At 59.3% G+C, this 24,300-nt stretch carries 24 protein-coding genes; all 24 read left to right on the forward strand.

The annotated features are described in order from the left end of the window. Positions 1 to 5 precede the first annotated feature (5 nt). The 24 genes from pseF to AC1RL4_RS18765 all read left to right on the forward strand — a co-directional run bounded on the left by pseF (position 6) and on the right by AC1RL4_RS18765 (position 24,217). On the forward strand, positions 6 to 701 hold the full coding sequence (gene pseF / locus AC1RL4_RS18650; protein WP_028939982.1) for a pseudaminic acid cytidylyltransferase: 696 nt from the start codon (positions 6 to 8) through the stop codon (positions 699 to 701). Then, positions 698 to 2,200: a UDP-2,4-diacetamido-2,4,6-trideoxy-beta-L-altropyranose hydrolase gene (pseG, locus tag AC1RL4_RS18655; RefSeq protein WP_096479709.1), complete on the forward strand. Its 1,503-nt coding sequence runs from the start codon at positions 698 to 700 to the stop codon at positions 2,198 to 2,200. Before pseF ends, pseG begins: the two co-directional genes overlap by 4 nt. Further along, on the forward strand, positions 2,197 to 3,249 hold the full coding sequence (gene pseI, locus AC1RL4_RS18660) for a pseudaminic acid synthase (protein WP_019579562.1): 1,053 nt from the start codon (positions 2,197 to 2,199) through the stop codon (positions 3,247 to 3,249). The genes pseG and pseI overlap by 4 nt, the downstream gene beginning before the upstream one ends. 229 nt (positions 3,250 to 3,478) lie before the next feature. Beyond that, on the forward strand, positions 3,479 to 4,405 hold the full coding sequence (locus AC1RL4_RS18665; RefSeq protein WP_230174831.1) for a ketoacyl-ACP synthase III: 927 nt from the start codon (positions 3,479 to 3,481) through the stop codon (positions 4,403 to 4,405). A gap of 83 nt (positions 4,406 to 4,488) precedes the next feature. Continuing rightward, positions 4,489 to 5,781 carry a motility associated factor glycosyltransferase family protein gene (locus AC1RL4_RS18670; protein ID WP_028939985.1) on the forward strand — a complete coding sequence of 431 codons (1,293 nt, stop codon included), beginning with the start codon at positions 4,489 to 4,491 and terminating at the stop codon, positions 5,779 to 5,781. Next, a complete protein-coding gene (locus tag AC1RL4_RS18675; protein ID WP_028939986.1) occupies positions 5,778 to 6,047 on the forward strand; it encodes a hypothetical protein in 270 nt (89 codons plus the stop codon). Before AC1RL4_RS18670 ends, AC1RL4_RS18675 begins: the two co-directional genes overlap by 4 nt. 253 nt (positions 6,048 to 6,300) lie before the next feature. Next, positions 6,301 to 7,152, forward strand: a complete 852-nt coding sequence (locus AC1RL4_RS18680; protein ID WP_028939987.1) for a flagellin domain-containing protein — start codon at positions 6,301 to 6,303, stop codon at positions 7,150 to 7,152. A 72-nt stretch (positions 7,153 to 7,224) separates the two neighbouring features. After that, positions 7,225 to 7,590: a flagellar protein FlaG gene (locus AC1RL4_RS18685; RefSeq protein WP_028939988.1), complete on the forward strand. Its 366-nt coding sequence runs from the start codon at positions 7,225 to 7,227 to the stop codon at positions 7,588 to 7,590. Positions 7,591 to 7,672: 82 nt separating this feature from the next. Continuing rightward, positions 7,673 to 9,103, forward strand: a complete 1,431-nt coding sequence (gene fliD, locus AC1RL4_RS18690) for a flagellar filament capping protein FliD (RefSeq protein WP_028939989.1) — start codon at positions 7,673 to 7,675, stop codon at positions 9,101 to 9,103. A gap of 126 nt (positions 9,104 to 9,229) precedes the next feature. Beyond that, positions 9,230 to 9,625 (forward strand): flagellar export chaperone FliS, encoded by a 396-nt coding sequence (gene fliS / locus AC1RL4_RS18695; protein WP_028939990.1) that lies wholly within the window; start codon positions 9,230 to 9,232, stop codon positions 9,623 to 9,625. Between the two features lie 10 nt (positions 9,626 to 9,635). After that, entirely contained in the window at positions 9,636 to 9,932 is a 297-nt protein-coding gene (gene fliT / locus AC1RL4_RS18700) for a flagellar protein FliT (protein ID WP_096479714.1), read from the forward strand. A gap of 172 nt (positions 9,933 to 10,104) precedes the next feature. Further along, entirely contained in the window at positions 10,105 to 11,580 is a 1,476-nt protein-coding gene (locus AC1RL4_RS18705) for a sigma-54 dependent transcriptional regulator (RefSeq protein WP_007938611.1), read from the forward strand. A 127-nt stretch (positions 11,581 to 11,707) separates the two neighbouring features. Next, entirely contained in the window at positions 11,708 to 12,913 is a 1,206-nt protein-coding gene (locus AC1RL4_RS18710) for a sensor histidine kinase (protein WP_493119896.1), read from the forward strand. A 5-nt stretch (positions 12,914 to 12,918) separates the two neighbouring features. Further along, positions 12,919 to 14,304, forward strand: a complete 1,386-nt coding sequence (locus AC1RL4_RS18715; RefSeq protein WP_019579572.1) for a sigma-54-dependent transcriptional regulator — start codon at positions 12,919 to 12,921, stop codon at positions 14,302 to 14,304. A gap of 128 nt (positions 14,305 to 14,432) precedes the next feature. Then, positions 14,433 to 14,762 carry a flagellar hook-basal body complex protein FliE gene (gene fliE / locus AC1RL4_RS18720; RefSeq protein WP_018925042.1) on the forward strand — a complete coding sequence of 110 codons (330 nt, stop codon included), beginning with the start codon at positions 14,433 to 14,435 and terminating at the stop codon, positions 14,760 to 14,762. A 15-nt stretch (positions 14,763 to 14,777) separates the two neighbouring features. Beyond that, the gene (gene fliF, locus AC1RL4_RS18725; RefSeq protein ID WP_018925043.1) at positions 14,778 to 16,565 is read left to right on the forward strand and encodes a flagellar basal-body MS-ring/collar protein FliF; all 1,788 of its coding nucleotides are present in this window, start codon (positions 14,778 to 14,780) and stop codon (positions 16,563 to 16,565) included. Continuing rightward, entirely contained in the window at positions 16,558 to 17,577 is a 1,020-nt protein-coding gene (gene fliG, locus AC1RL4_RS18730; protein ID WP_003184041.1) for a flagellar motor switch protein FliG, read from the forward strand. The genes fliF and fliG overlap by 8 nt, the downstream gene beginning before the upstream one ends. A gap of 7 nt (positions 17,578 to 17,584) precedes the next feature. Next, the gene (gene fliH / locus AC1RL4_RS18735; protein ID WP_019579573.1) at positions 17,585 to 18,394 is read left to right on the forward strand and encodes a flagellar assembly protein FliH; all 810 of its coding nucleotides are present in this window, start codon (positions 17,585 to 17,587) and stop codon (positions 18,392 to 18,394) included. Continuing rightward, entirely contained in the window at positions 18,384 to 19,742 is a 1,359-nt protein-coding gene (fliI, locus tag AC1RL4_RS18740) for a flagellar protein export ATPase FliI (protein ID WP_019579574.1), read from the forward strand. Before fliH ends, fliI begins: the two co-directional genes overlap by 11 nt. Positions 19,743 to 19,748: 6 nt before the next feature. Beyond that, complete coding sequence (gene fliJ / locus AC1RL4_RS18745) at positions 19,749 to 20,198, forward strand: flagellar export protein FliJ (protein ID WP_018925046.1); 450 nt, start codon at positions 19,749 to 19,751, stop codon at positions 20,196 to 20,198. A gap of 118 nt (positions 20,199 to 20,316) precedes the next feature. After that, the gene (locus AC1RL4_RS18750) at positions 20,317 to 20,622 is read left to right on the forward strand and encodes an STAS domain-containing protein (RefSeq protein ID WP_019579575.1); all 306 of its coding nucleotides are present in this window, start codon (positions 20,317 to 20,319) and stop codon (positions 20,620 to 20,622) included. A 5-nt stretch (positions 20,623 to 20,627) separates the two neighbouring features. Then, entirely contained in the window at positions 20,628 to 22,331 is a 1,704-nt protein-coding gene (locus AC1RL4_RS18755) for an ATP-binding SpoIIE family protein phosphatase (protein ID WP_019579576.1), read from the forward strand. Positions 22,332 to 22,363: 32 nt separating this feature from the next. Beyond that, positions 22,364 to 22,711 (forward strand): Hpt domain-containing protein, encoded by a 348-nt coding sequence (locus AC1RL4_RS18760; RefSeq protein ID WP_019579577.1) that lies wholly within the window; start codon positions 22,364 to 22,366, stop codon positions 22,709 to 22,711. 138 nt (positions 22,712 to 22,849) lie between these two features. Then, positions 22,850 to 24,217, forward strand: a complete 1,368-nt coding sequence (locus AC1RL4_RS18765; RefSeq protein WP_028939993.1) for a flagellar hook-length control protein FliK — start codon at positions 22,850 to 22,852, stop codon at positions 24,215 to 24,217. Positions 24,218 to 24,300 lie beyond the last annotated feature (83 nt).

The raw sequence follows: 24,300 nt of genomic DNA on the forward strand, positions 1-24,300 counted from the left end.
GACTCTTGAGCTGTGTTGCGATCATTCCGGCCCGTGGTGGCAGCAAGCGAATCCCGCGCAAGAACCTCAAGCCGTTCGACGGCGTGCCGATGATCGTCCGTTCAATTCGCACGGCGCTGGAGTCGCGCCTGTTCGACCAGGTGATCGTCAGTACCGACGATGAGGAAATCGCCGAAGTCGCACGAGCCAATGGCGCTCAGGTGCCGTTCATGCGGCCTGCGGCACTGGCTGACGATTTCACCGGGACTGCGGCGGTGATCGTGCATGCCCTGAATCAATTGCCGCCGTTCGACTATGCCTGCTGCGTCTACGCAACGGCGCCTTTGTTGCAAGCGCGCTATCTGCGTCAGGGGCATGAATTGCTGGTGCAGCACCCGGACAAATCTTTTGCGTTTTCAGTCGCCGGTTTTGGTTTTCCGGTGCAGCGTGCCTTGACCCTCGACGAGCAGGGCGCCTTGATCTCGCTTTACCCGGAATTTCGTGACACCCGCTCCCAGGACTTGCCCGAAGCCTTTCAAGACGCCGGCCAGTTCTACTGGGGGCGTAGCGAGGCCTGGTTGCGTGGTGATGCACTGTTCTCGCCAGCGAGCCTGCCGGTGATTCTGCCGCGCTACCTGGTACAGGACATCGACACCCTTGAAGACTGGAAACGCGCCGAATACCTTTACGCCGCATTGAAAGCCGGTGGTGAGTTGCAATGAGGATACTGATCCGCGCTGACGCGTCGCCAACCATTGGCAGCGGCCATATCGCCCGTTGTCTGACCCTGGCCAGGGTGTTGCGCAAGCAGGGCACGCACGTTGCCTTCGCCTGTCGTCTGCTGCCGGGACATCGACTGGACAGTCTGGCCAGCGAGGGCTTCGAGACCTTCGCGCTGTCGGCGCGCTACCCCGATGAAGATCCTCAGCAGGCCATCGAGTCGATGCTGCCGTGGCAGGCGGACATCGCCGCGCTGGCGCAAGCCTTGGAAAGTCATCCTGTGTTCGACTGGATCATCGTCGACCACTATGGCCTCGATCATCTCTGGCAGACTGCGGCCCGTCGCTGGGCACCACGGATCGCCGCGGTGGATGACCTGGCCACTCGGCAGTACCGCGTCGATCTGCTGCTCAATCAAAATCTGTCGGGCACTCCAGAGGCGTATGCCTCGCTGCTGACACCCGATTGCCAGACCTTGCTCGGCCCACGTTTTGCGATGCTGCGCGATGAGTTCTGCTGTCCGGCGATCGAGATCAAGCCTCGGGCCAGGCGAGTGCTGGTGAACTTCGGCGGCTTCGACGCGGCCATGCAGACCCACCACGCGATGTTGGCGCTGGCGGACCTCCATGAGCTGGAAGTCGATTTCGTGGCGGGTGCCGATAACCCGGCCTGGGAGCAGATGCAGGCGCTGGCGGCCTATCGTCCGAACTGGCGCCTGCACAGTTTTGTCAGCGACTTCTATCGGCTGATGACCGAGGCCGACCTGTTTATCGGTGCCGGTGGCGGCACCAGTTGGGAGCGGGCGGCCATGGGGCTGCCGACGATTTGCATTGCGGTCTCGAATAATCAGCAGGCCAACGGTGAGGTGATGGCGACTTCGGGGGCTCATGTGTTCCTGGGCAACCGCGAGCATGTCAGCGTCGAGCAATTGCGCCAAGCCATTGGTTTTGTCGTAGGCAATCAAGGTTTTCGTCAAAGTATGGCCGACCGCTCACGGCAGTTGGTCGATGGCCGTGGCGCGCAACGGGTGGCGGCAGCGCTGGCGGGAGCGGTACTGCAGGTGCGTCGGGCCACTGCGGACGATGCGCAATTGTTGTTCGAGGGACGTAATGCCGAGGCGGTTCGGCGCTGGTCGCTGGATACCCATGCCATCGATTGGCAACGGCATCAAGTCTGGCTGGCTGCGAGCCTGAACAACCCTCAGCGACTGCTGTTGATTGCCGAGGCGGATGACGGCCCGGTCGGTATGCTGCGCTATGACCTTGACGGTACTCGGGCCGAAGTCTCGATCTATTTGTTCGAAGGCCGATTCGGCCTGGGCTGGGGCAGGGCGCTGCTGGCGCGGGGCGAAGTGTTCGTCATGGCTCATTGGCCACAACTTGAGGCCATCACCGCTCAGGTGCTGCCGGCCAATCAGCCATCGCTGAAGGTTTTCCGCGAGGGTGGTTTTACTCAGAGTGCTTGCGCGTTCACGCGCGTATTGAAGGATCCAGAACAATGACCAGTTTCAAGATCGGTAATCGCTCGATCGGTGCCGATGCGCCACCGTTCATCATTGCCGAGATGAGCGGCAACCATAACCAGTCGCTGGACATGGCGATAAAAATCGTCGAAGCCGCGGCCAAGGCCGGCGCCCATGCCTTGAAGCTGCAAACCTACACCGCCGAGACCATGACCCTGGACTTGTCCGAAGGCGAGTTCTTCATCAAGGACCCCAACAGCTTGTGGGCCGGTTCTTCGCTGTATGCGCTGTACGAAAAGGCCCACACGCCGTGGGAATGGCACGCGCCGATTTTCGCCCGGGCCAAAGAGCTGGGCATGCTGGCGTTTTCCACACCGTTCGATGACACCGCGGTGGACTTCCTCGAAAGCCTCGATGTGCCGGCCTACAAGATCGCCAGCTTCGAGAACACTGATCTGCCGTTGATTCGTCGGGTTGCGGCCACCGGCAAGCCGCTGATCATTTCCACCGGCATGGCCAGCATCGCCGAGCTCGATGAAACCGTGCGTGCCGCCCGAGAGGCCGGTTGCAAGGACCTGGTGTTGCTCAAGTGCACCAGCACTTACCCGGCGACGCCTGCCAACAGCAACGTGCGCACGATTCCTCATCTGCGTGAGTTGTTTGGCTGTGAAGTCGGTTTGTCCGACCATTCGATGGGCGTCGGGGTGTCTGTCGCCGCCGTAGCGCTGGGGGCGACAGTGGTGGAAAAACACTTCACCCTCGACCGTGCCGCCGGAGGCGTGGACGCCAGTTTCTCCCTGGAACCGGCCGAACTCGCCAGCCTGGTGGTCGAAACCGAGCGCGCCTGGCAGGCCATGGGCCAGGTGCATTACGGCGTGACTGACGCCGAACGCAAGTCCCTGGTGTACCGCCGGTCGCTGTATGTCACCCAGGACATGACCGCCGGTGAGCCTTTCACCGCCGCTAATCTGCGGGCCATCCGTCCAGGCCTGGGGCTGGCCCCGAAACACGCTGAAACCCTTCTGGGCCGCCGTGCCCGCCAGGCCATCAAGCGCGGAACGCCGCTGGACTGGTCGTTGGTCGAATAACCGCTTGTGGGGCTGATTCGGCAAAATAGCGTGACCTGCGAGTCATTACGCGCATCTTCACTGTATTGTATAAATAGGGAAGAGGGCGCCTGGCCTGCTTTTGGCTCAGTGATGGCCTTTTACTCTTCCCGCTGTCACCTCCTTGAGGGCGACGTTATTCATTGTTTGTCGGCGCCCCTCGATTCCTTGCGAGCGGTGGTATTGGGCTGTTTATTATTGGGAAGCCGTAATGATTGGCATAAAGAGCATTGCGAGCTACGTTCCTGTAGCCGGCGTGGACAATTACGCACAAGGTGCAAAATTCGAGAAGGATGAAGAGTTCATCCTGGGCAAAATCGGTTCGGCCTTCCTGCCGCGCAAAGACGCCGGGCAAGAAACCTCGGACCTGTGTGTCGAAGCAGTCAACGCGCTGTTCGCCAACAATCCTGAATTGAAACGTGAAGCGATCGACGTGCTGATCGTCGTGACCCAGAACGGCGACGAAGAAGGGCTGCCGCACACCGCCGCCATCGTTCAGGACAAGCTGGGCTTGCCAACGACCGTGGCCGCGTTCGATATTTCCCTGGGCTGCTCCGGTTACGTCTACGGCATCTACGCCATCAAGGGCTTCATGGAAGCCGCAGGCCTGAAGAATGGCTTGCTGGTGACCGCCGATCCGTATTCGAAGATCGTCGACCCGGAAGACCGCAACACCACCATGCTGTTCGGCGATGCCGCCACCGCCACCTGGATGGGCGAAGACGCTCCATGGCAGTTGGGCAAAGCCAAGTTCGGCACCGACGGTTCCGGCGCGCCGCACCTGAAGGTCACCGATGGCGTGTTCTTCATGAATGGCCGTCAGGTCTTCAACTTTGCGCTGCTCAAAGTACCGGCGCATTTGCATGAACTGCTCGCTGACTCGGGCCTGACGGCCGACGATGTCGATGCTTTCTGCATTCACCAGGGCAGCGCGGCGATTGTCGATGCCGTGGCACGACGCTTCGAGGGCGAGCCCGAGAAGTTCCTCAAGGACATGGTCGAGACCGGGAACACCGTGTCGTCGAGCATTCCATTGCTGCTGGAAAAGCACGTGCTCGATTCCAAGTGGAGGCGTGTGGCACTCAGCGGTTTTGGTGTTGGTTTGTCTTGGGGTTCGGCGATCATCTATCGCCCTTGATCTTCTAAAAGCCGGACACAAAAAAAGCGCTCAAGGTGTAACCTTGAGCGCTATTTTTTTGCCCGAATGAAAAGCGAGGCTCCATGAGCGAGTTCTTTGAGCGCAACGTCGAGGTCATACAGCGCCGTTGGCCATCGCTGTCTGAGCGTTTGCTGGTTGAAGACGCAAGCCTGTTGCAGGCCGATCTGGTCGAGGGCCTGGGTTCGACGTTGAGCATCAATGGCATTCAGCTGACCAGTCGCCACGACCGTACCCGCGAGGCCAGGCTTCAGGCCGACAGCCTGCCCGTCGACAGCCCGGTGCTGCATGTCTACGGCACCGGTCTTGGCGATCTGCAGATGGAGTTGTTGCAGAGAGCCGGGCTTGGGCGCTTGTATGTGCATATCCTCAACGGCGCAGTGTTTGCACTGGTGCTGCAACTGCTTGATCAGCAACAGTGGCTCAGCGATCCGCGAGTCGAGCTGTTGTATGCCGGAGATTTAGCGGAAATCCAGCTGCCGTTCTTTGCCTTGCCAGCTGAACTGGTACTGGCCGATGACTTCAATGCGAAGATCCGTGATCGTTTGATCAGTGAAACCCACCTGACTTTCAATAACCGTGAATTCGACCCTCAGGCGCCGGACATCGTCGAGCGTTTGCAGGCAAGTCTGGGGCTGGTGCAGGCCGATCACGATGTGGCCGAGTTATTCGGTTTGTGCAAGGGACAGGAGATATTCGTCATTGCCACGGGCCCAAGCCTTGAACAGCATTTCGAAACCTTGCGCACAATTCTCGGTCAGGCCGAGCGACCGTTGTTTGTCTGTGTCGATACGGCCTATCGGCCGTTGCTCAATCACGGAATCCACCCTGATGTGGTGGTCAGTATCGATCAACGCATCTCGGCCCGGCATCTACCGCCCGAAGATACGGTCGACATTACTCTGGTGTATATGCCCATGGTCGACCCTCAGGTTCTGGCTGCCTGGCAAGGGCCACGATACGCCGGTTATTCCGCTAGCCCGATCTACCAGCAACTGCGTCGACAAGTCCCCAAGGGCGAACTGTATGTCGGCGGCAGCGTGATTCATCCGGCGGTGGACCTGGCGGTGAAGATGGGTGCGGCGCAGGTCACCCTGTTCGGGGCCGACTTTGCCTTCCCCAACGACAAGACACACGCGGGCTGGAGCGATGGCGACCTGGGGCCGCAACTGAAAGCGGCCAAGCACTGGGTGCTCGATGGTCATGGTCAACGCATCAAGACCCAGCTCAATTTCCGTAGCTATCTGTGTGAATTGGAGCGATTTATCGCCGGGCATCCTCAGGTCCGCTTCTATAACAGCAGTCGGGCAGGGGCAAAGATTGCCGGAACGGCTTTTCATCCGGAGTTGGCGTCATGAGCAGGGTTGAATCCTTTGTCGTCGACTCCCAGCAATGTGCGGCCTTGTTCCGTCTGGGGCGTGATGTAGAGGCAGGGCTGGTAATGATCGAATTGATCGCAGCGATGCAAGCGTCCTTCGATCCAATGCCGCAGGTTACTCAGCAGCAGTGGGTGTTGTTGCTCGGTCAGATGTTCGAGTGCCAGGAGGCGCAGAACTGGCTGGCACTGGCGGACTACCTGGAATATGAACTGGTCCGGTTGCTGCGCGACAGTCTGTCCATTTAAACAATTTCTCTTCTGCCGGTGCAGGCGAGTTCTCGCCGGTCCGTCACCGGCATTTCCCTGACGTCATTTTTTCGCTGCCTGAATACTGCCAGCCCCTTGATTTACGAGGGGTGGCAACGTGATGGCAAATTTTTTTCAAAATCCCCTAAAGCAAGTTGCAATCTCGACGATAACTATTACGAAGGTTCTCTAGGCCATACCCGGCGGTTGCCAGGGCCGGAAGCCGCAGTACCCAACCAACGAGGAATTCGTCATGGCTTTAACAGTAAACACTAACGTTACATCGTTGAACGTTCAGAAAAACCTGAACCGCGCTTCCGACTCTCTGTCGACTTCGATGACTCGCCTGTCTTCCGGCCTGAAAATCAACAGCGCTAAAGACGACGCCGCCGGCCTGCAAATCGCTACCCGTATGACTTCGCAGATCCGTGGTCAGACCATGGCTATCAAAAACGCCAACGACGGTATCTCGATCGCTCAGACCGCTGAAGGCGCGATGCAAGAATCGACCAACATTCTGCAGCGTATGCGTGAACTGGCTGTTCAATCGCGAAACGACTCGAACGGCACTGCTGACCGTACTGCTCTGAACAAAGAATTCGCTTCGATGTCGGACGAACTGACTCGTATCGCCAAGTCGACCAACCTGAACGGTAAGAACCTGATCGACGGCACCGCTGGCACCATGACCTTCCAGGTTGGTTCCAATACTGGCGCTACCAACCAGATCACCCTGACCCTGGCCAGCGGTTTCGACGCCGTAACCCTGAGCGTTGACTCCGCTACCGTTCAGATCACTGGTAACAGCTCGGCTACCGCTGAAGCTTCGATGAACAACGCGCTGACCAAAATCGACGCCGCTCTGGCCACGATCAACTCCAGCCGTGCTGACCTCGGTGCTGCACAAAACCGTCTGACCAGCACCATCTCCAACCTGCAGAACATCAACGAAAACGCCAGTGCTGCACTGGGTCGCGTACAAGATACCGACTTCGCTGCCGAAACTGCTCAGCTGACCAAGCAACAAACTCTGCAACAAGCTTCCACCGCAATTCTGGCCCAGGCCAACCAACTGCCATCCGCTGTACTGAAACTGCTTCAGTAATCGCTGATGAGTTTTGGCGGGGGAGTGCGCTTGTCGCGCTCTCTCGCTTTTTTACTTTAAGAGGTGATGGACATGGATATGAGCGTCAAGCTGAACTTGTCTTATCCTGCGGCCCAGCAGGCGACGACTGTTGCCGATAAGCCTGCGGAAAAGCCTCGAGCGGAAACTGCGCCAGTGGTTGCCGTCAAGGAAGAAGGTAAAAGCGGGCAGACCGAGCAGGAAAAACTGAAGATGGCTGTTCAGGAAATCGAAAAGTTCGTTCAGTCGGTCAAGCGTAACCTGGAGTTCTCGATTGATGAGCCTTCAGGCAAAGTTGTGGTCAAAGTGATTGCCAGTGACTCCGGTGAGGTGATTCGTCAAATCCCCAACGAAGAAGTCCTTAAGCTGGCGAACAGTTTGAATGATGCAAGCAGCCTGTTGTTCAGCGCTAAAGTCTGACAACTGGCACGAATTTTGTTGCTATGTTCTTTTGGGCGTTGTAGTGGTCAAAAGGCCGGCGACACACTGAAGGGAGTTTCACATGGCAAGTCCAATTCTACCGGGCACGGGTTTAGGCTCCGGCCTTGATACCGGTGCTATCGTCAAGGCCTTGGTGAACGCCGACAAAGCGGCCAAGCAAGGTCAGATCGACCGTGGGACCACCACCAATACGGCGAGTATCTCCGGGATTGGTACCTTGAAGTCGCTGCTGGCGACGTTCCAGAAGACCCTCTCAGACCTGGGCAGCACAACAAGTCCTCAGTTCACCGGTTTCGCGGCAACGTCCTCCGATATCAAAGTACTGACCGCCACGTCCAGCAACGCGGCTGTTTCAGGAAGTTATGTCGTGGAGGTCACCAAGCTTGCGACCTCGTCGAAAGTTGCCAGTGCGGCGTTTGCCGGTGGCACAAGCAGTGCGATCCCGTCGGGTACGCTGACCATCACTCAAAATGGCAAAAGCTACCCGGTCACCGTGGGGGCAGGTGCGACCCTGCAATCGGTGCGTGACTCGATCAACACCCAATATCAGTCCAGTGGCTTGAGCGCCAACATCGTGACCGACAGCTTCGGCTCGCGACTGGTGCTGGGTTCCACGACCACGGGTGCGGGTTCCGACATTTCGGCCAGCGGCATCGCCGGTCTGGAAATCGATGGAACGACCCTGATGGCCGCCACGCCAACTGCCACTTCTTCGGGTGCTATCGGCAGTCTGGCGCAGGATGCGGCATTCACTGTCGACGGGCTGTCGCTGACCAGTTCGTCCAATACGGTCGACAAGTCGATTTCGGGGTTGACGCTGAACCTGCTGACGGTCGGCAAATCGACGGTCAACGTCGCGTCCAACAACGACGGTCTGAAAGCTTCGATCCAGAAGTTCGTCGACGCGTACAACGCCGTCGCCAACGCTGTGACCTCTTTGACCAAACCGTCCCTGGATGACGATGGCAAGCTGACCGTTCCCGCGGCACTGACCGGTGACCCGCTGCCACGTTCGATTCTCGATGCATTGCGCGGGCCGCTGTCCCAGACCGGTGCCGGGGATAAGCTGACTGTGCTGTCGCAGTTGGGGATTACCACCAACCAGAAGACAGGTGCGCTGGATTTCGACTCTACGAAATTCACTGCGGCCATGAATGACAAGAAGCTGGGTGGTGAGGTTCAGACGCTATTTACCGGAACCAACGGTCTGATTGAGCGCATGAATAATGTGATCAAGCCATTCACTGAGTCGAAACTGGTCAATGGTAAAAGCGTCGACTCGATTCTGGATGCACGCTCCAAGGCACTTGATGTGACCAAGAAGCGTCTGAGCAATGATCAGGCAGCCCTGGATCGTCGAATCGAAACCCTGACCGCGGTACTGACTAAAAAGTACAACGACATGGATACTCTGGTCGGCAAGTTGAAGGCCACCGCCAGCAATATCACGTCGATGTTCGAAGCCATAACCGCGCAACAGAAGAACTCGTAACACTTAAAGTGCCAAAAGCCCGGCAGCGTTTTCACGCTCCGGGCTTTTTGCTTTTGAATCTAAAGTTTTTTGACGCGTCGTCGATACACTGGTTATACGAACCACAGATTTCTGATGAGGTACAACATGAATCCAATGTTAGCCCTTCGCCAATACCAGAAGATTGGCGCTCAAGCGCAAACTTCCGAAGCCAGCCCACATCGTCTGGTGCAGATGCTGATGGAAGGCGGTCTGGATCGTATCGCCCAGGCCAAAGGGGCGATGGAGCGTAAGGACGTTCCGAACAAAGGTGTTCTAATCGGCAAGGCCATCGGCATCATCGGTGGTCTGCGTGAGGGTCTGGACCTGGAAAACCAGGCTGAGTCGGTGGCTGAGCTGGATAACCTCTACACCTACATGATGAAGCGTCTGGCTGAAGCCAATATCAAGACCGATCCAAAAATCCTCGACGAAGTCGCCGATTTGCTTCGCACGGTGAAAGACGGTTGGGATGCTATCGCCGCACCTGCTCCCCAGTTTTAAGGAGATCACCATGAGTCTTGTATTGCAGCGAATCGAACAAACCCGGGACGCCCTGGTTGAGGCATTGGCCGAGCGTAACTGGGAAGCCATCGGTGAATTGGACCTGGCTTGCCGTTCCTGCATGGAAGACGTCTTGAGTGAAGCTTCGGTGGACGAGACCGCGTTGCGCGAAAACCTGGAGGAGTTGCTGGGGGTGTATAAACAGCTCCTGGAAGCGGCGACGGGGGAGCGTCAAGCGATAGTCGACGAGATGTCGCAGATCCACCAAGCACAGAACGCGGCAAAGGTTTACCATCTGTTTGGTTAATTAACCCTCAGTTAATCCAAACATAGTGCGCCATAAATTTGACTGTGCACGGTTTTTTGACTTAACTAGTGGCTGGTTCCAGATTTCAGGCGTCTACAGGCACAACGTGTCTGCAAGCGTCTAGCTTGCCCCTCATTTTGGGCATTGAGTTGACTAGGGAAGTTGCTATTGCATGTGGCGTGAAACCAAAATTCTGCTGATTGATGACGATAGCGTCCGTCGCCGCGATTTGGCGGTGATTTTAAATTTTCTCGGCGAAGAAAATTTACCCTGTGGCAGCCATGACTGGCAGCAGGCGGTCGGCTCTCTGTCATCAAGTCGTGAAGTAATCTGTGTCCTCATCGGGACGGTAAATGCTCCTGGTGCACTTTTGGGCCTGTTAAAGACACTCTCAACCTGGGATGAGTTCCTTCCAGTTTTGTTAATGGGCGATAATTCTTCCATTGACTTGCCGGAAGACCAGCGTCGCCGAGTGCTTTCGACGCTCGAAATGCCACCCAGCTACAGCAAGCTGCTCGATTCGCTGCACCGTGCCCAGGTCTATCGCGAGATGTATGACCAGGCCCGTGAGCGCGGTCGTCACCGTGAACCGAATCTTTTCCGCAGCCTTGTCGGCACCAGCCGGGCGATTCAACACGTCCGTCAGATGATGCAGCAAGTTGCCGATACCGACGCCAGCGTGCTGATCCTCGGTGAGTCCGGCACTGGCAAGGAAGTGGTCGCGCGCAATCTGCACTACCACTCCAAGCGTCGTGAAGCGCCGTTCGTTCCGGTCAACTGCGGGGCGATTCCGGCCGAGTTGCTGGAAAGCGAATTGTTCGGTCACGAGAAGGGTGCCTTCACCGGGGCGATCACCAGCCGTGCCGGGCGTTTCGAGCTGGCCAACGGCGGTACGCTGTTCCTCGACGAAATCGGCGACATGCCGTTGCCGATGCAGGTCAAGCTGTTGCGCGTCTTGCAGGAGCGCACGTTCGAGCGCGTGGGCAGCAACAAGACCCAAAGCGTCGATGTGCGGATCATCGCGGCAACCCACAAGAATCTCGAAAGCATGATCGAGATCGGCACGTTCCGCGAAGACCTCTACTATCGCCTGAACGTGTTCCCGATCGAGATGGCGCCACTGCGCGAGCGCGTCGAAGACATCCCGTTGCTGATGAACGAGTTGATCTCGCGCATGGAGCACGAGAAGCGCGGCTCGATCCGGTTCAACTCGGCGGCGATCATGTCGCTGTGCCGTCACGGCTGGCCGGGCAACGTTCGCGAGCTGGCCAACTTGGTGGAGCGCATGGCGATCATGCACCCGTACGGGGTGATCGGCGTGGTCGAGTTGCCGAAGAAATTCCGCTACGTCGATGACGAAGACGAGCAGATGGTCGACAGCCTGCGCAGTGATCTCGAAGAGCGGGTGGCCATTAACGGTCATACCCCGGACTTCACCGCCAATGCGCTGCTGCCGCCGGAAGGCCTGGACCTGAAAGACTACCTCGGCGGTCTGGAGCAAGGGTTGATTCAGCAGGCGCTGGATGACGCCAACGGCATTGTGGCGCGGGCGGCCGAACGGCTGCGTATTCGTCGCACGACCCTGGTGGAGAAGATGCGCAAGTACGGCATGAGCCGTCGTGATGGTGATGAACAGGCGGATGATTGACGCCTGTTTTTCAACCCCTTCATTTATAGGCAGTTTTTTTTAGGCACGGGTATTGCTACGTCCCTCGCAACGTTCCGTTTAACTGACGGTCACCACGCGAGAGAGCACAATGCCCCAAGCCGCCCAGATGTCTCCTGTCCCTGATGTTTCGGGGCAACCGTCGTCCGTAGAGCAGGCAAGCCGGCTTGGCCTTGAGCAGGCGTTTGCGCTGTTCAACCAGATGTCGAGCCAATTGGCCGATTCCTACAGCATGCTCGAAGCCCGGGTTACCGAGCTCAAGGGTGAGCTGGCGGTGGTCAGCGCCCAGCGCATGCAGGAGCTGGCGGAAAAAGAGCGTCTGGCCAACCGGCTGCAAAACCTCCTCGATCTATTGCCTGGCGGCGTCATCGTCATCGACGCCCAAGGCATCGTGCGTGAAGCCAATCCCGCCGCGTGTGAGTTGCTCGGCTTGCCCCTCGAAGGCGAGCTGTGGCGCCACGTCATTGCGCGATGCTTTGCGCCGCGCGAAGACGATGGTCACGAAATCTCCCTCAAGGACGGTCGGCGCCTGTCGATCGCTACCCGCTCGCTGGATGCCGAACCCGGTCAGTTGGTGTTGCTCAACGACCTGACTGAAACCCGTCATCTGCAAGATCAACTCGCCCGCCATGAGCGCTTGTCGTCGCTCGGTCGCATGGTCGCATCGTTGGCCCATCAGATTCGTACGCCGTTGTCCGCCGCGTTGCTCTATGCCAGTCATTTGACTGAGCAGGAACTGCCGGTCGCCACGCAGCAGCGTTTTGCCGGCCGCCTGAAAGAGCGACTGCATGAGCTGGAACATCAGGTGCGCGACATGCTGGTGTTCGCTCGCGGTGAGCTGCCGTTGACCGATCGCGTCACCCCAAAAATGCTGATGCAGTCGCTGCAAGCGGCGGCGCTGACTCATGTTCAGGATCTGCCGGTGCGCTGGCAATGCGACAGTCATGCCGGTGAGTTGCTGTGCAATCGCGACACGCTGGTCGGGGCAATCCTCAATCTGATCGAGAACGCCATTCAGGCCAGCGCCGGCGACGTCCGTTTGAAGGTTCACCTGTATACCCGCAACAACAACTTGCGCGTATCGGTCAGCGACAGCGGCAGTGGTATCGACACGAAGGTGTTGGCACGTTTGGGTGAGCCGTTTTTCACCACCAAAACCACCGGTACCGGTCTGGGCCTGACCGTGGTCAAGGCAGTGGCCCGTGCTCATCAGGGAGAATTGCAGTTGCGTTCGCGGCCGGGTCGCGGCACTTGCGCGCAGGTGATCCTGCCGCTTTTTGCGGGTGAGCAGCCCAGCGCTCAGGGAGTGAAGTGAAGGATATGACCATCAAGGTTTTACTGGTCGAGGACGATCGCGCGCTACGGGAAGCACTGGCCGATACGCTGTTGCTTGCCGGGCATGATTACAAGGCGGTCGGTTCGGCGGAAGAGGCGCTGGCTGCAGTTGGCGCCGAGGCATTTGGCCTGGTGGTCAGTGACGTCAACATGCCGGGCATGGACGGTCATCAGCTGCTTGGATTGCTGCGGGCTCGTCAGCCGCAACTGCCGGTGTTGTTGATGACCGCTCACGGTGCGGTCGAGCGTGCGGTCGACGCCATGCGTCAGGGCGCGGCGGATTACCTGGTCAAGCCGTTCGAGCCCAAAGCCTTGCTTGATCTGGTTGCGCGTCACGCCTTGGGCAATCTCGGCGCGACCGAGAGCGAGGGGCCTGTAGCGTTCGAGCCGGCCAGTGCGCAATTGCTGGAATTGGCCGCGCGGGTGGCGCGCAGTGATTCCACGGTGTTGATCTCTGGTGAGTCCGGGACCGGCAAGGAAGTGCTGGCGCGTTACATCCATCAGCACTCCCATCGCGCCAGTCAGCCGTTCATTGCGATCAACTGCGCAGCGATCCCGGACAACATGCTTGAAGCCACTTTGTTCGGTCACGAGAAGGGTTCGTTCACCGGCGCCATCGCGGCGCAGGCCGGCAAGTTCGAGCAGGCTGATGGCGGGACGATCCTGCTCGATGAAATTTCTGAAATGCCCCTCGGCCTGCAGGCCAAGTTACTGCGCGTATTGCAGGAGCGCGAAGTCGAGCGAGTCGGCGCACGCAAGCCGATCACGCTGGATATTCGAGTGGTCGCTACCACTAACCGTGACCTGGCCGGTGAAGTGGCGGCGGGGCGTTTCCGCGAAGATCTTTACTATCGCCTGTCGGTGTTCCCGTTGGCCTGGCGTCCGCTGCGCGAGCGCACCGCCGACATCCTGCCGCTGGCCGAGCGCCTGCTGGCCAAACACGTCAATAAAATGAAGCATGCCGCGGCAAAGCTTTCGCCTGAGGCGCAGGCCTGCCTGATCGGCTATCCGTGGCCGGGCAATGTGCGTGAGCTGGATAACGCAATCCAGCGTGCGTTGATCCTGCAACAGGGCGGTTTGATCCAGCCGCAGGATTTCTGCCTGGCTGGGCCTGTGGCGTGTGCGCCATTACCAGCATTGGCGCCGGCGCCTGCACGAGCAGTGGAAGTCGAAGCCGAATCGGCGGGCGCCCTCGGCGATGACCTGCGGCGCCGTGAGTTCCAGATGATCATCGACACCTTGCGCTCCGAGCGCGGTCGTCGCAAGGAAGCCGCCGAGCGACTGGGCATCAGCCCGCGCACCTTGCGCTACAAACTGGCACAGATGCGCGACGCCGGAATGGACGTGGAAGCGTATTTGTTCGCCACGTAAAGGTCGGCAAAAAAAGCATAGGAGAGCTTTTGTTTAGAGCGGCCACGGAGCTGGCACCCTTGTTGCTAACACCTCACTACTCGCCGAGTGAGTGTCAAAAAATTGCGAGTAGCCAAAGAGAGCAGACCATGAGCCAAGGTATTGAATTCAACCGGTTGATGCTGGATATGCGCGCCATGCAAATGGATGCCATGTCTGCGCCGAAATCGACTGCCGCAGTCCCTGAAGTGGGTGGCAGCAGCTTTGCCGACATGCTCGGTCAGGCCGTCAATAAAGTGAACGACACCCAGCAGGCGTCCAATCAGTTGGCCAGTGCCTTCGAGATCGGTAAAAGCGGCGTCGACCTGACGGACGTGATGATTTCCTCACAGAAGGCCAGTGTGTCTTTTCAGGCACTGACCCAAGTGCGTAACAAGCTGGTTCAGGCTTACCAAGACATCATGCAGATGCCGGTTTAAGGACGAGATTGAGTCATGGCAGAAGCAATCGCCGATAATGTTCCGGCCAAGGCCACTCCAATAGACGGCAAACCGCCGCTGTTCGGGTTGTCTTTCCTGGAAAACCTCTCCGAGATGACCATGTTGCGTCAGGTGGGCCTGTTGGTCGGCCTGGCTGCGAGCGTGGCGATTGGTTTTGCCGTGGTGTTGTGGTCCCAGCAGCCGGACTACCGGCCTCTATACGGCAGCCTTGCCGGCATGGACGCCAAACAGGTCATGGAAACCCTGGCCGCCGCCGACATTCCCTATACCGTCGAACCGAATTCCGGTGCCTTGCTGGTCAAGGCCGATGACCTGTCCCGTGCGCGGCTCAAGCTCGCGGCCGCTGGTGTCACTCCCAGCGACGGCAACATCGGTTTCGAGATCCTCGACAAGGAACAGGGGCTGGGTACCAGTCAGTTCATGGAGGCGACCCGTTATCGTCGCGGCCTCGAAGGCGAACTGGCGCGGACCATTTCCAGCCTGAACAACGTCAAGGGTGCCCGCGTGCACCTGGCGATTCCGAAGAGTTCGGTGTTCGTGCGTGACGAGCGCAAGCCCAGCGCTTCTGTTCTGGTTGAACTGTATTCCGGTCGCTCGCTGGAGCCAGGCCAGGTCGTCGCCATCATCAATCTGGTGGCAACCAGCGTTCCTGAACTGAGCAAATCGCAGATCACCGTAGTCGACCAGAAGGGCAACCTGCTGTCGGATCAGGCGGAAAACTCCGAGCTGACCATGGCCGGCAAGCAGTTTGATTACAGCCGTCGCATGGAAAGCATGCTGACTCAGCGCGTGCACAACATTCTGCAACCGGTGCTGGGCAACGACCGCTATAAAGCCGAAGTCTCGGCCGATGTGGATTTCAGTGCCGTCGAATCGACTTCCGAGCAGTTCAACCCGGATCAACCGGCGTTGCGCAGCGAGCAGTCGGTCAACGAACAACGTACCGCCAGCAATGGCCCGCAAGGTGTGCCGGGTGCCTTGAGCAACCAGCCGCCGTCGCCTGCCTCGGCGCCGCAAACTACTGGTGGCGCCACCGCGTCGGCCGGCATGGTGCAGCCAGGCCAGCCACTGCTTGATGCCAACGGTCAGCAAATCATGGACCCGGCCACCGGCCAGCCAATGCTGGCGCCGTACCCGGCGGACAAGCGTCAACAATCCACCAAGAACTTCGAACTCGACCGTTCCATCAGCCACACCAAGCAACAGCAGGGCCGTTTGAATCGCCTGTCGGTGTCGGTGGTGGTGGACGATCAGGTCAAGGTCAACGCAGCCAATGGCGAAACCACCCGTGCGCCGTGGAGCGCCGATGAATTGGCGCGCTTCACTCGTCTGGTGCAGGACGCGGTCGGTTTCGACGCCAGCCGTGGCGACAGCGTCAGCGTGATCAACATGCCGTTTTCCGCCGAGCGCGGTGAAGTGATCGCCGATATTCCGTTCTACTCCCAGCCGTGGTTCTGGGACATCGTCAAGCAAGTGCTGGGTGTGTTGTTCATCCTGGTGTTGGTGTTCGGTGTATTGCGTCCAGTGCTCAACAACATCACCGGTGGCGGCAAAGGCAAGCAACTCGCGGCCTTTGGCAGCGACGTGGAGCTCGGTGGCATGGGCGGCCTGGACGGCGAACTGGCCAACGACCGCGTCAGCCTCGGTGGCCCGACCAGCATCCTGCTGCCGAGCCCGAGCGAAGGCTATGACGCACAGTTGAACGCAATCAAGAGTCTGGTGGCAGAAGATCCGGGTCGCGTGGCCCAGGTCGTGAAAGAGTGGATTAACGCAGATGAGTGATAACCGAGCCGCTGTCGCCAAACTGTCCCGGGTTGATAAAGCCGCGATCCTGCTGCTGTCCCTGGGTTCTACGGATGCCGCGCAAGTGCTGCGCCACATGGGGCCCAAAGAGGTTCAGCGTGTGGGCGTGGCCATGGCCCAGATGGGTAACGTGCACCGCGAGCAGGTCGAACAGGTCATGAGTGAGTTCGTCGACATCGTCGGCGACCAGACCAGCCTGGGCGTCGGCTCCGACGACTACGTGCGCAAAATGCTCACCCAGGCCCTGGGCGAAGACAAGGCCAACGGCCTGATCGACCGGATCCTGCTGGGCGGCAACACCAGTGGCCTCGACAGCCTGAAGTGGATGGAACCGCGCGCTGTCGCCGACGTGATCCGTTACGAGCACCCGCAGATCCAGGCGATCGTGGTGGCGTACCTCGATCCGGACCAGGCCGGTGAAGTGCTGGGCAACTTCGACCATAAGGTGCGGCTGGACATCATCCTGCGGGTGTCTTCGCTGAACACCGTGCAGCCGGCGGCCCTGAAAGAGCTCAACCAGATTCTCGAGAAGCAGTTCTCCGGCAACTCGAATGCCTCGCGCACCACCCTGGGTGGCATCAAGCGCGCGGCAGACATCATGAACTTCCTCGACAGCTCGATCGAAGGTCAGCTGATGGACTCGATCCGCGAAGTCGACGAAGACCTGTCCGGTCAGATCGAAGACCTCATGTTCGTGTTCAACAACCTGTCCGATGTCGACGACCGCGGTATTCAGGCGCTGTTGCGCGAGGTGTCCTCGGACGTCCTGGTGCTGGCCCTCAAGGGCTCGGACGAAGGCGTCAAGGAAAAGATCTTCAAGAACATGTCCAAACGAGCGGCCGAACTGTTGCGCGACGACCTCGAGGCCAAAGGCCCGGTGCGTGTCAGCGACGTGGAAACGGCGCAGAAAGAAATCCTCACCATTGCCCGCCGTATGGCCGAAGCCGGAGAAATCGTTCTCGGCGGGAAGGGCGGCGAAGAGATGATCTAAGGTCACTATGTCGTCCAAACATGATGAGTCCCAGACTGACCTGATCCGTGGCAAGGACGTCGCAGGTTTCGATGTCTGGGCGCTGCCCAGCTTCGACCCGTTTGTGCCGGAACCCGAGCCGGAACCGGAACCCGAACCGCCGGAAATGGAAGAAGTGCCGCTGGAAGAAGTCCAGCCACTGACTCTTGAAGAGCTCGAGAGCATTCGCCAGGAGGCCTACAACGAAGGCTTCGCGGTTGGCGAGAAAGAAGGTTTCCATAGCACCACGCTCAAGGTCCGTCAGGAAGCCGAAGTGGCCCTGACGGCCAAGATCGCTGGTCTGGAACAGTTGATGGCCAACCTGTTCGAGCCCATTGCCGAGCAGGACACCCAGATCGAAAAGTCGCTGGTCGACCTTGTGCAGCACATCACCAAGCAGGTGATTCAGCGCGAGCTGGCCATCGACTCGACGCAGATCGAACACGTCATGCGTGAAGCGCTCAAGCTCTTGCCACTGGGTGTGGGCAATGTGCGGTTGTACGTCAACCCGCAGGATTTCGAACAGGTCAAAGCCCTGCGCGAGCGCCATGAAGAAACCTGGCGCATCGTCGAGGACGAATCCTTGTTGCCAGGCGGTTGCCGGGTCGAGACCGAGCACAGTCGTATCGATGCGACCGTCGAAACCCGTGTAACCCAGGTCATGGCCAAGCTGTTCGACCAACTTCACGATCAGGCGCTGCACCCGGCTGCGCCGGACCTGAGCCTGGAATTGCCGATCGACGAAAAGCCTGCGGTCGCCCCGGTCGAGCCAGAACTGGAAGAACCCGATGCGCCTTGAACGCACCAGCTTCGCCAAGCGCCTCGGCAGCTACGCCGAGGCCACGGAGCTGGCTGGCGCGCCGATCCTCGAAGGTCGATTGCTGCGTATGGTCGGCCTGACCCTCGAAGCCGAAGGCTTGCGCGCCGCCATGGGCAGCCGCTGCATGGTCATCAACGATGACAGCTATCACCCGGTGCAAGTCGAAGCCGAGGTCATGGGCTTCTCTGGCAGCAAAGTTTTTCTGATGCCGGTGGGCAGTGTCGCGGGCATCGCCCCTGGCGCGCGCGTGGTTCCTTTGGCTGACGCCGGTCGTTTGCCGATGGGCATGAGCATGCTCGGGCGGGTGCTTGATGGCGCCGGTCGTGCGCTGGATGGCAAGGGCGGGATGAAGGCTGAAGACTGGGTGCCGATGGACGGTCCGACCATCAACCCGCTCAAGCGTGACCCGATCAGCCAACCGCTGGACGTGGGCATTCGCTGCATCAACGGTTTGTTGACGGTCGGTCGCGGTCAGCGCCTCGGGCTGTTCGCCGGTACCGGCGTCGGCAAGAGTGTGCTGTTGGGCATGATGACCCGTTTCACCGAGGCCGACATTATCGTGGTCGGGCTGATCGGTGAGCGGGGTCGCGAAGTTAAAGAGTTCATCGAGCACATCCTCGGTGAAGAAGGGCTCAAGCGTTCGGTCGTGGTGGCGTCGCCGGCGGACGATGCGCCGCTGATGCGTTTGCGTGCGGCCATGTACTGCACGCGGATCGCCGAGTATTTTCGCGACAAGGGCAAGAACGTCCTGTTACTGATGGATTCCCTGACCCGTTTCGCCCAGGCCCAGCGGGAAATCGCCCTGGCCATCGGCGAACCGCCGGCGACCAAGGGCTATCCGCCGTCGGTGTTTGCCAAGTTGCCGAAACTGGTGGAGCGGGCCGGTAACGCCGAAAAGGGCGGCGGTTCGATCACTGCGTTCTACACGGTATTGTCTGAAGGCGATGACCAGCAGGACCCGATCGCCGACTCGGCGCGGGGCGTGCTTGACGGGCACATCGTGCTGTCCCGGCGTCTGGCCGAGGAAGGGCATTACCCGGCCATCGACATCGAAGCGTCCATCAGTCGGGTCATGCCGTCGGTGGTCGGTATCAAACACCTGAACCACGCGCAGATGTTCAAGCAATACTGGTCGCGCTATCAGCAGAGCCGCGACCTGATCAGTGTCGGCGCCTACGTGCCCGGCGGTGACCGGGAAACCGACACCGCGATCAATCTGCAACCGGCCATGTCCCTGTACCTGCGCCAGGGCTTGAACGACAACATCAGCATGGGCGCCAGCGAAAACCATCTTGCTTCGGTCTTCGCGCCAGCGCCAGGCGGTTAACCGGTCATGGCCTCGAGTCGCGCGGCACGCCTGGCGCCTGTGGTGGACATGGCTGAAAAGGCCGAGAAAACCGCCGTCCAGCGCCTGGGGCACTTCCAGGGCCAGGTTCGTTTGGCGGAAAGCAAACTCGCCGACCTCGAAGCCTTCCGTCTCGACTACCAGGAGCAATGGATCGTGCGCGGCAGCGGCGGCGTTTCGGGCCAGTGGTTGCTGGGCTATCAGGGTTTTCTCGCGCAATTGGGCACGGCCATCGACCAGCAGCGCCAGAGCTTGAACTGGCATCAAAACAACCTGAACAAGGCCCGAGAAGCCTGGCAACAGGCATTTGCCCGGGTCGAAGGCTTGCGCAAACTGGTTCAGCGCTACATGGATGAAGCACGGCAACTGGAAGACAAGCGCGAGCAGAAGCTGCTGGATGAGTTGTCCCAGCGGTTGCCGCGTCAGGATTCGTATTGAATCAAGTAGGCCGCGAAGGCGATTTCACAAACCGTACAGTTTTTTCAGCCTTGCTCCAGCCCCCATCAGGTGCTAAACCTTCTACACGTACGTTCGCCAATGACAAGGAAGCCGTGAAATGTCAGTCGTTACAGAAGTATCCCCGGATGGGCAAAAGTTGACGATTTCGGTTAAGGGGCGATTCGATTTCGGTCGGCATCAGGAGTTTCGCGAGTCCTACGAGCGACTCAACAAGAAACCCGAGTCCATTGTCGTAGATCTGAAGGAAGCCACGTATCTCGACAGTTCGGCGCTTGGCATGTTGCTTTTGCTGCGCGATCACGCCGGTGGCGACAACTCCGATATTCGTGTCGTCAACAGCAGTAGCGATGTGAAGAAAATCCTCGCCATCTCCAACTTCGACAAGTTGTTCGACATCAGTTGACTGTCATGCAGCCGCTCGAGCCGCTGACGATTCTGATCGCCGAAGACAGTGCGGCCGATCGTATGCTGCTGTCGACTATTGTCCGTCGTCAGGGGCATGAAGTACTGACCGCCAGTAATGGCGCCGAGGCGGTCGAGGCGTTTCGCTCGCAGCGGCCGCACCTGGTGCTGATGGATGCCATGATGCCGGTGATGGATGGCTTCGAGGCCGCGCAGCAGATCAAGGCGCTGGCCGGCGAAACCCTGGTGCCGATCATCTTTCTGACGTCGCTGACCGAAAGCGAAGCCCTGGCGCGTTGTCTGGAGGCCGGGGGCGACGACTTTCTGGCGAAGCCTTACAACCAGGTGATCCTCGCGGCCAAGATCAAGGCAATGGACCGCTTGCGGCGTTTGCAGGCCACGGTGCTGGAACAGCGCGATCTGATCGCCAGGCACCATGATTACCTGCTCAACGAACAGCGCGTGGCCAAAGCCGTGTTCGACAAGGTAGCCCACTCCGGTTGCCTGAATGCGCCGAACATCCGTTATCTGCAATCGCCCTATGCGCTGTTCAATGGTGATCTGTTGCTGGCCGCGTTTACCCCGGCCGGCGACATGCATGTGTTGCTCGGTGATTTTACCGGCCATGGTTTGCCGGCCGCTGTCGGTGCCATGCCGTTGGCCGAAGTTTTCTATGGCATGACCGCCAAGGGTTATGGTTTGTCCGAAACCCTGCGCGAGATGAACGCCAAGCTCAAACGTATTCTGCCGGTCGACATGTTCTGCTGCGCGACCCTGTTGCGCCTGAGCTTTCAGCGAGGGTCGGTGGAGGTCTGGAACGGCGGGATGCCGGACGGCTATTTGCACAACGCCACCAGTGGCGAGCGTACAGCGCTCACGGCACGGCACTTGCCGTTGGGTGTGCTGAGCCCGCAAACCTTCGATGACCGCACCGAGGTGTTCCCGATGGCCGTCGGGGATCGGGTGTTCCTGTTGTCTGACGGAGTGATTGATACCTGCGATGCCAATGAGCAGTTATTTGGCGTAGAGCGATTGGAGCAGGTGTTTGCAGCCAATCGTCAGCCCGATGCGCTGTTCGAAGAAATCGAGCAGGCCCTGCGGGACTTTCGCGGCGAGGCTCGCGATGACGTGAGCATGGTTGAGGTCAGCCTGTTGGATGCGGCGCAACTGAGCCCGCCAGCACCGGTATATTCCGACAGCGGTCAGTCCTGCCCGCTGGACTGGTCGGTGAGTTTCGAATTTCGCGCCGCCACCCTCAAACGCTTCAACCCGCTGCCGTATCTGTTGCAATTGCTGTTTGAGGTGCATGGTCTGCGCGCTCAGAGTGGTGCGCTCTACAGCGTGCTGGCAGAGCTTTACTCCAATGCCCTGGAGCATGGCGTGCTAGGTCTGGATTCGAGTCTCAAACGCGATGCTTCGGGTTTTGCGCGTTATTATCAGCAGCGCAGTGCGCGCCTGGACGAATTGCAGGACGGCTATGTGCGGGTACATTTGCAGGTGACGCCAAAAGGCGAAGGTGGTTGCCTGACTGTTCGAGTCGAAGACAGTGGCAAGGGCTTCGATGTGGTACGGGTGATGGAGCGTCCCGTCGACGATATCCGTTTGTCGGGACGTGGCGTCAGTTTGATCCGACAGTTGAGTCATCATGCGAGCTGGTCCGATAATGGGCGCAGTGCTCGCGTGGAGTTTTTCTGGGAAGCTCAGGCATGATCCCAGGCATTCTTGATCAAAGGAGTGAACAAGTGGACGACACACATCTGGATCGCGACGTGCTGAGCGCGTTGCAAGAAGTTATGGAGGACGGGTATCCAGAATTGCTCGATACCTTTCTCAGTGATTCCGAAGAGCGATTGAGCTTGCTGCGCAAGGCTGACGATGCCGATCGGTTAGGCGCCACGGCGCACAGTTTCAAGGGCAGCAGCAGCAACATGGGCGCGACTCGGCTGGCTGAGCTGTGCCATGAACTGGAGCAGCGAGCCAAAGAGAAAAAACTCGAAGGCATTGAAGCGCTGGTTGGAGAAATCGACGGCGAATTCGCGATTGTTCGACCGCTTTTTGAGGCAGAGCGCCAACGTTCCCTGGCTGAATAAGACAACCACCAGCCGCTACGGATCGCATTACAGTTTAACCATCCGGCGCTTTTGGCGGCCAGCGAACAAAGCTGGCTCGACCCTTGCAGTCAACTTACTCAACTGTACCTACGATCCCAGTGCAGCGGAGACCGTTCCATGCCCGTTACCCCAAATATTCTTCTTCAGGCCGCGGCTGCGGCCAAGACTCAAGCCGCGTCCGCCAATACCCCGGCGTCGATGGCTGAGCCCGGTGACAAGGCGTCCAGCTTCGCTCAGGTCTACGCCAATCAAGCCCAGAACAAGCCTTCGGCTACGGCGGACGGATCGGCTAAACCCGTACGTGACAAAGCCTCGGACAACACTGGCAAAAAGGACGTGGGCAACGACTCGTCTGCCGCCCAGGAACCGACGGTTGCCGATAGCGGCAAATCCTTGCCCGCCGATAAACCGGCGCAGAGCGATGACAAGACGGCCAGCGATGACGCGCCCGATAACGCCGAGTCGACGACGCCGGTAGTCGATACAGCGCCTGTCGATCCAGCCCTCGATCCGGCGTTGATGCAAGTGGTGCAGCCGGTGCTGCCAGCCCCTGTGTCGGAAACCCCACCGGTTGTCGCCGCTGTGCAGTCAACCGTTCAAACACCCGTCGCGGCCGCCGTTACCACGGCAGCGACGCAGGCCGTAGCGACCACCGATCCTGATTTCGATCCCGAAGCCGATCCTCTCGATGCGCTGCCGGCCGTGCGCATGGCCATGGAGCAGAGCGGGCACGTTTCGGCCGCCAGCCAAGCTCAGCCAAAAGCGGCGCCGACCCAGGCTCACGTCGACGGCGAGCTGACCTCGGCACAGACTTTTGCCGCGGGCATGGCAAGCATGCTCGATGTGCAGGCCGATCAGGACAGCACCAGCCAGGGTGGCGAGAAGGCTTTCAGTGGCCTGATCGATGACGGCCTCAAGGATCTCAAGTCCGCCAGCAGCGACACCCGTGTCGATGACTTCGCCAATCGTCTGGCGGCTCTGACCCAGGCGGCAACACCCAAGACTGCCAATGCATTGCCGGTGAACCAACCGATCGCCATGCATCAGAGCGGTTGGACTGAAGAGGTGGTCAACCGGGTCATGTACCTGTCTAGCGCCAATCTCAAGGCGGCGGATATCCAGTTGCAACCGGCCGAACTGGGACGCCTCGATATTCGGGTGAACATGGTTCCGGATCAGCAGACCCAAGTGACCTTCATGAGCGCTCACCCAAGCGTTCGCGAAGCGCTCGACGGGCAAATGCATCGCCTGCGGGACATGTTCGCGCAGCAGGGCATGGGCCAGGTCGACGTCAACGTTTCCGATCAGTCCCGTGGCTGGCAGGGCCAGGGGCAGGAACAGGCTCAACAGGGGCAGGGCGGGCGCACCAATGCCAGTGGCGGCCGCCTCGATTCGATGGATGAAGAGCTTCCTGCGACGGTTGCTGAAGTAGCCGCCAATACCACCAGCGTGATCGGCACCAGCGCCGTCGATTATTACGCCTGATCAAACGCAAAACCCAGTAGGAGCGAGGCTTGCCCGCGAAGAACGATAACCCGGTTTATCAGTTAAACCGCATTATCGTTCTT

The sequence above is a fragment of the Pseudomonas sp. GW822-FHT07A10 genome (assembly GCF_058798795.1).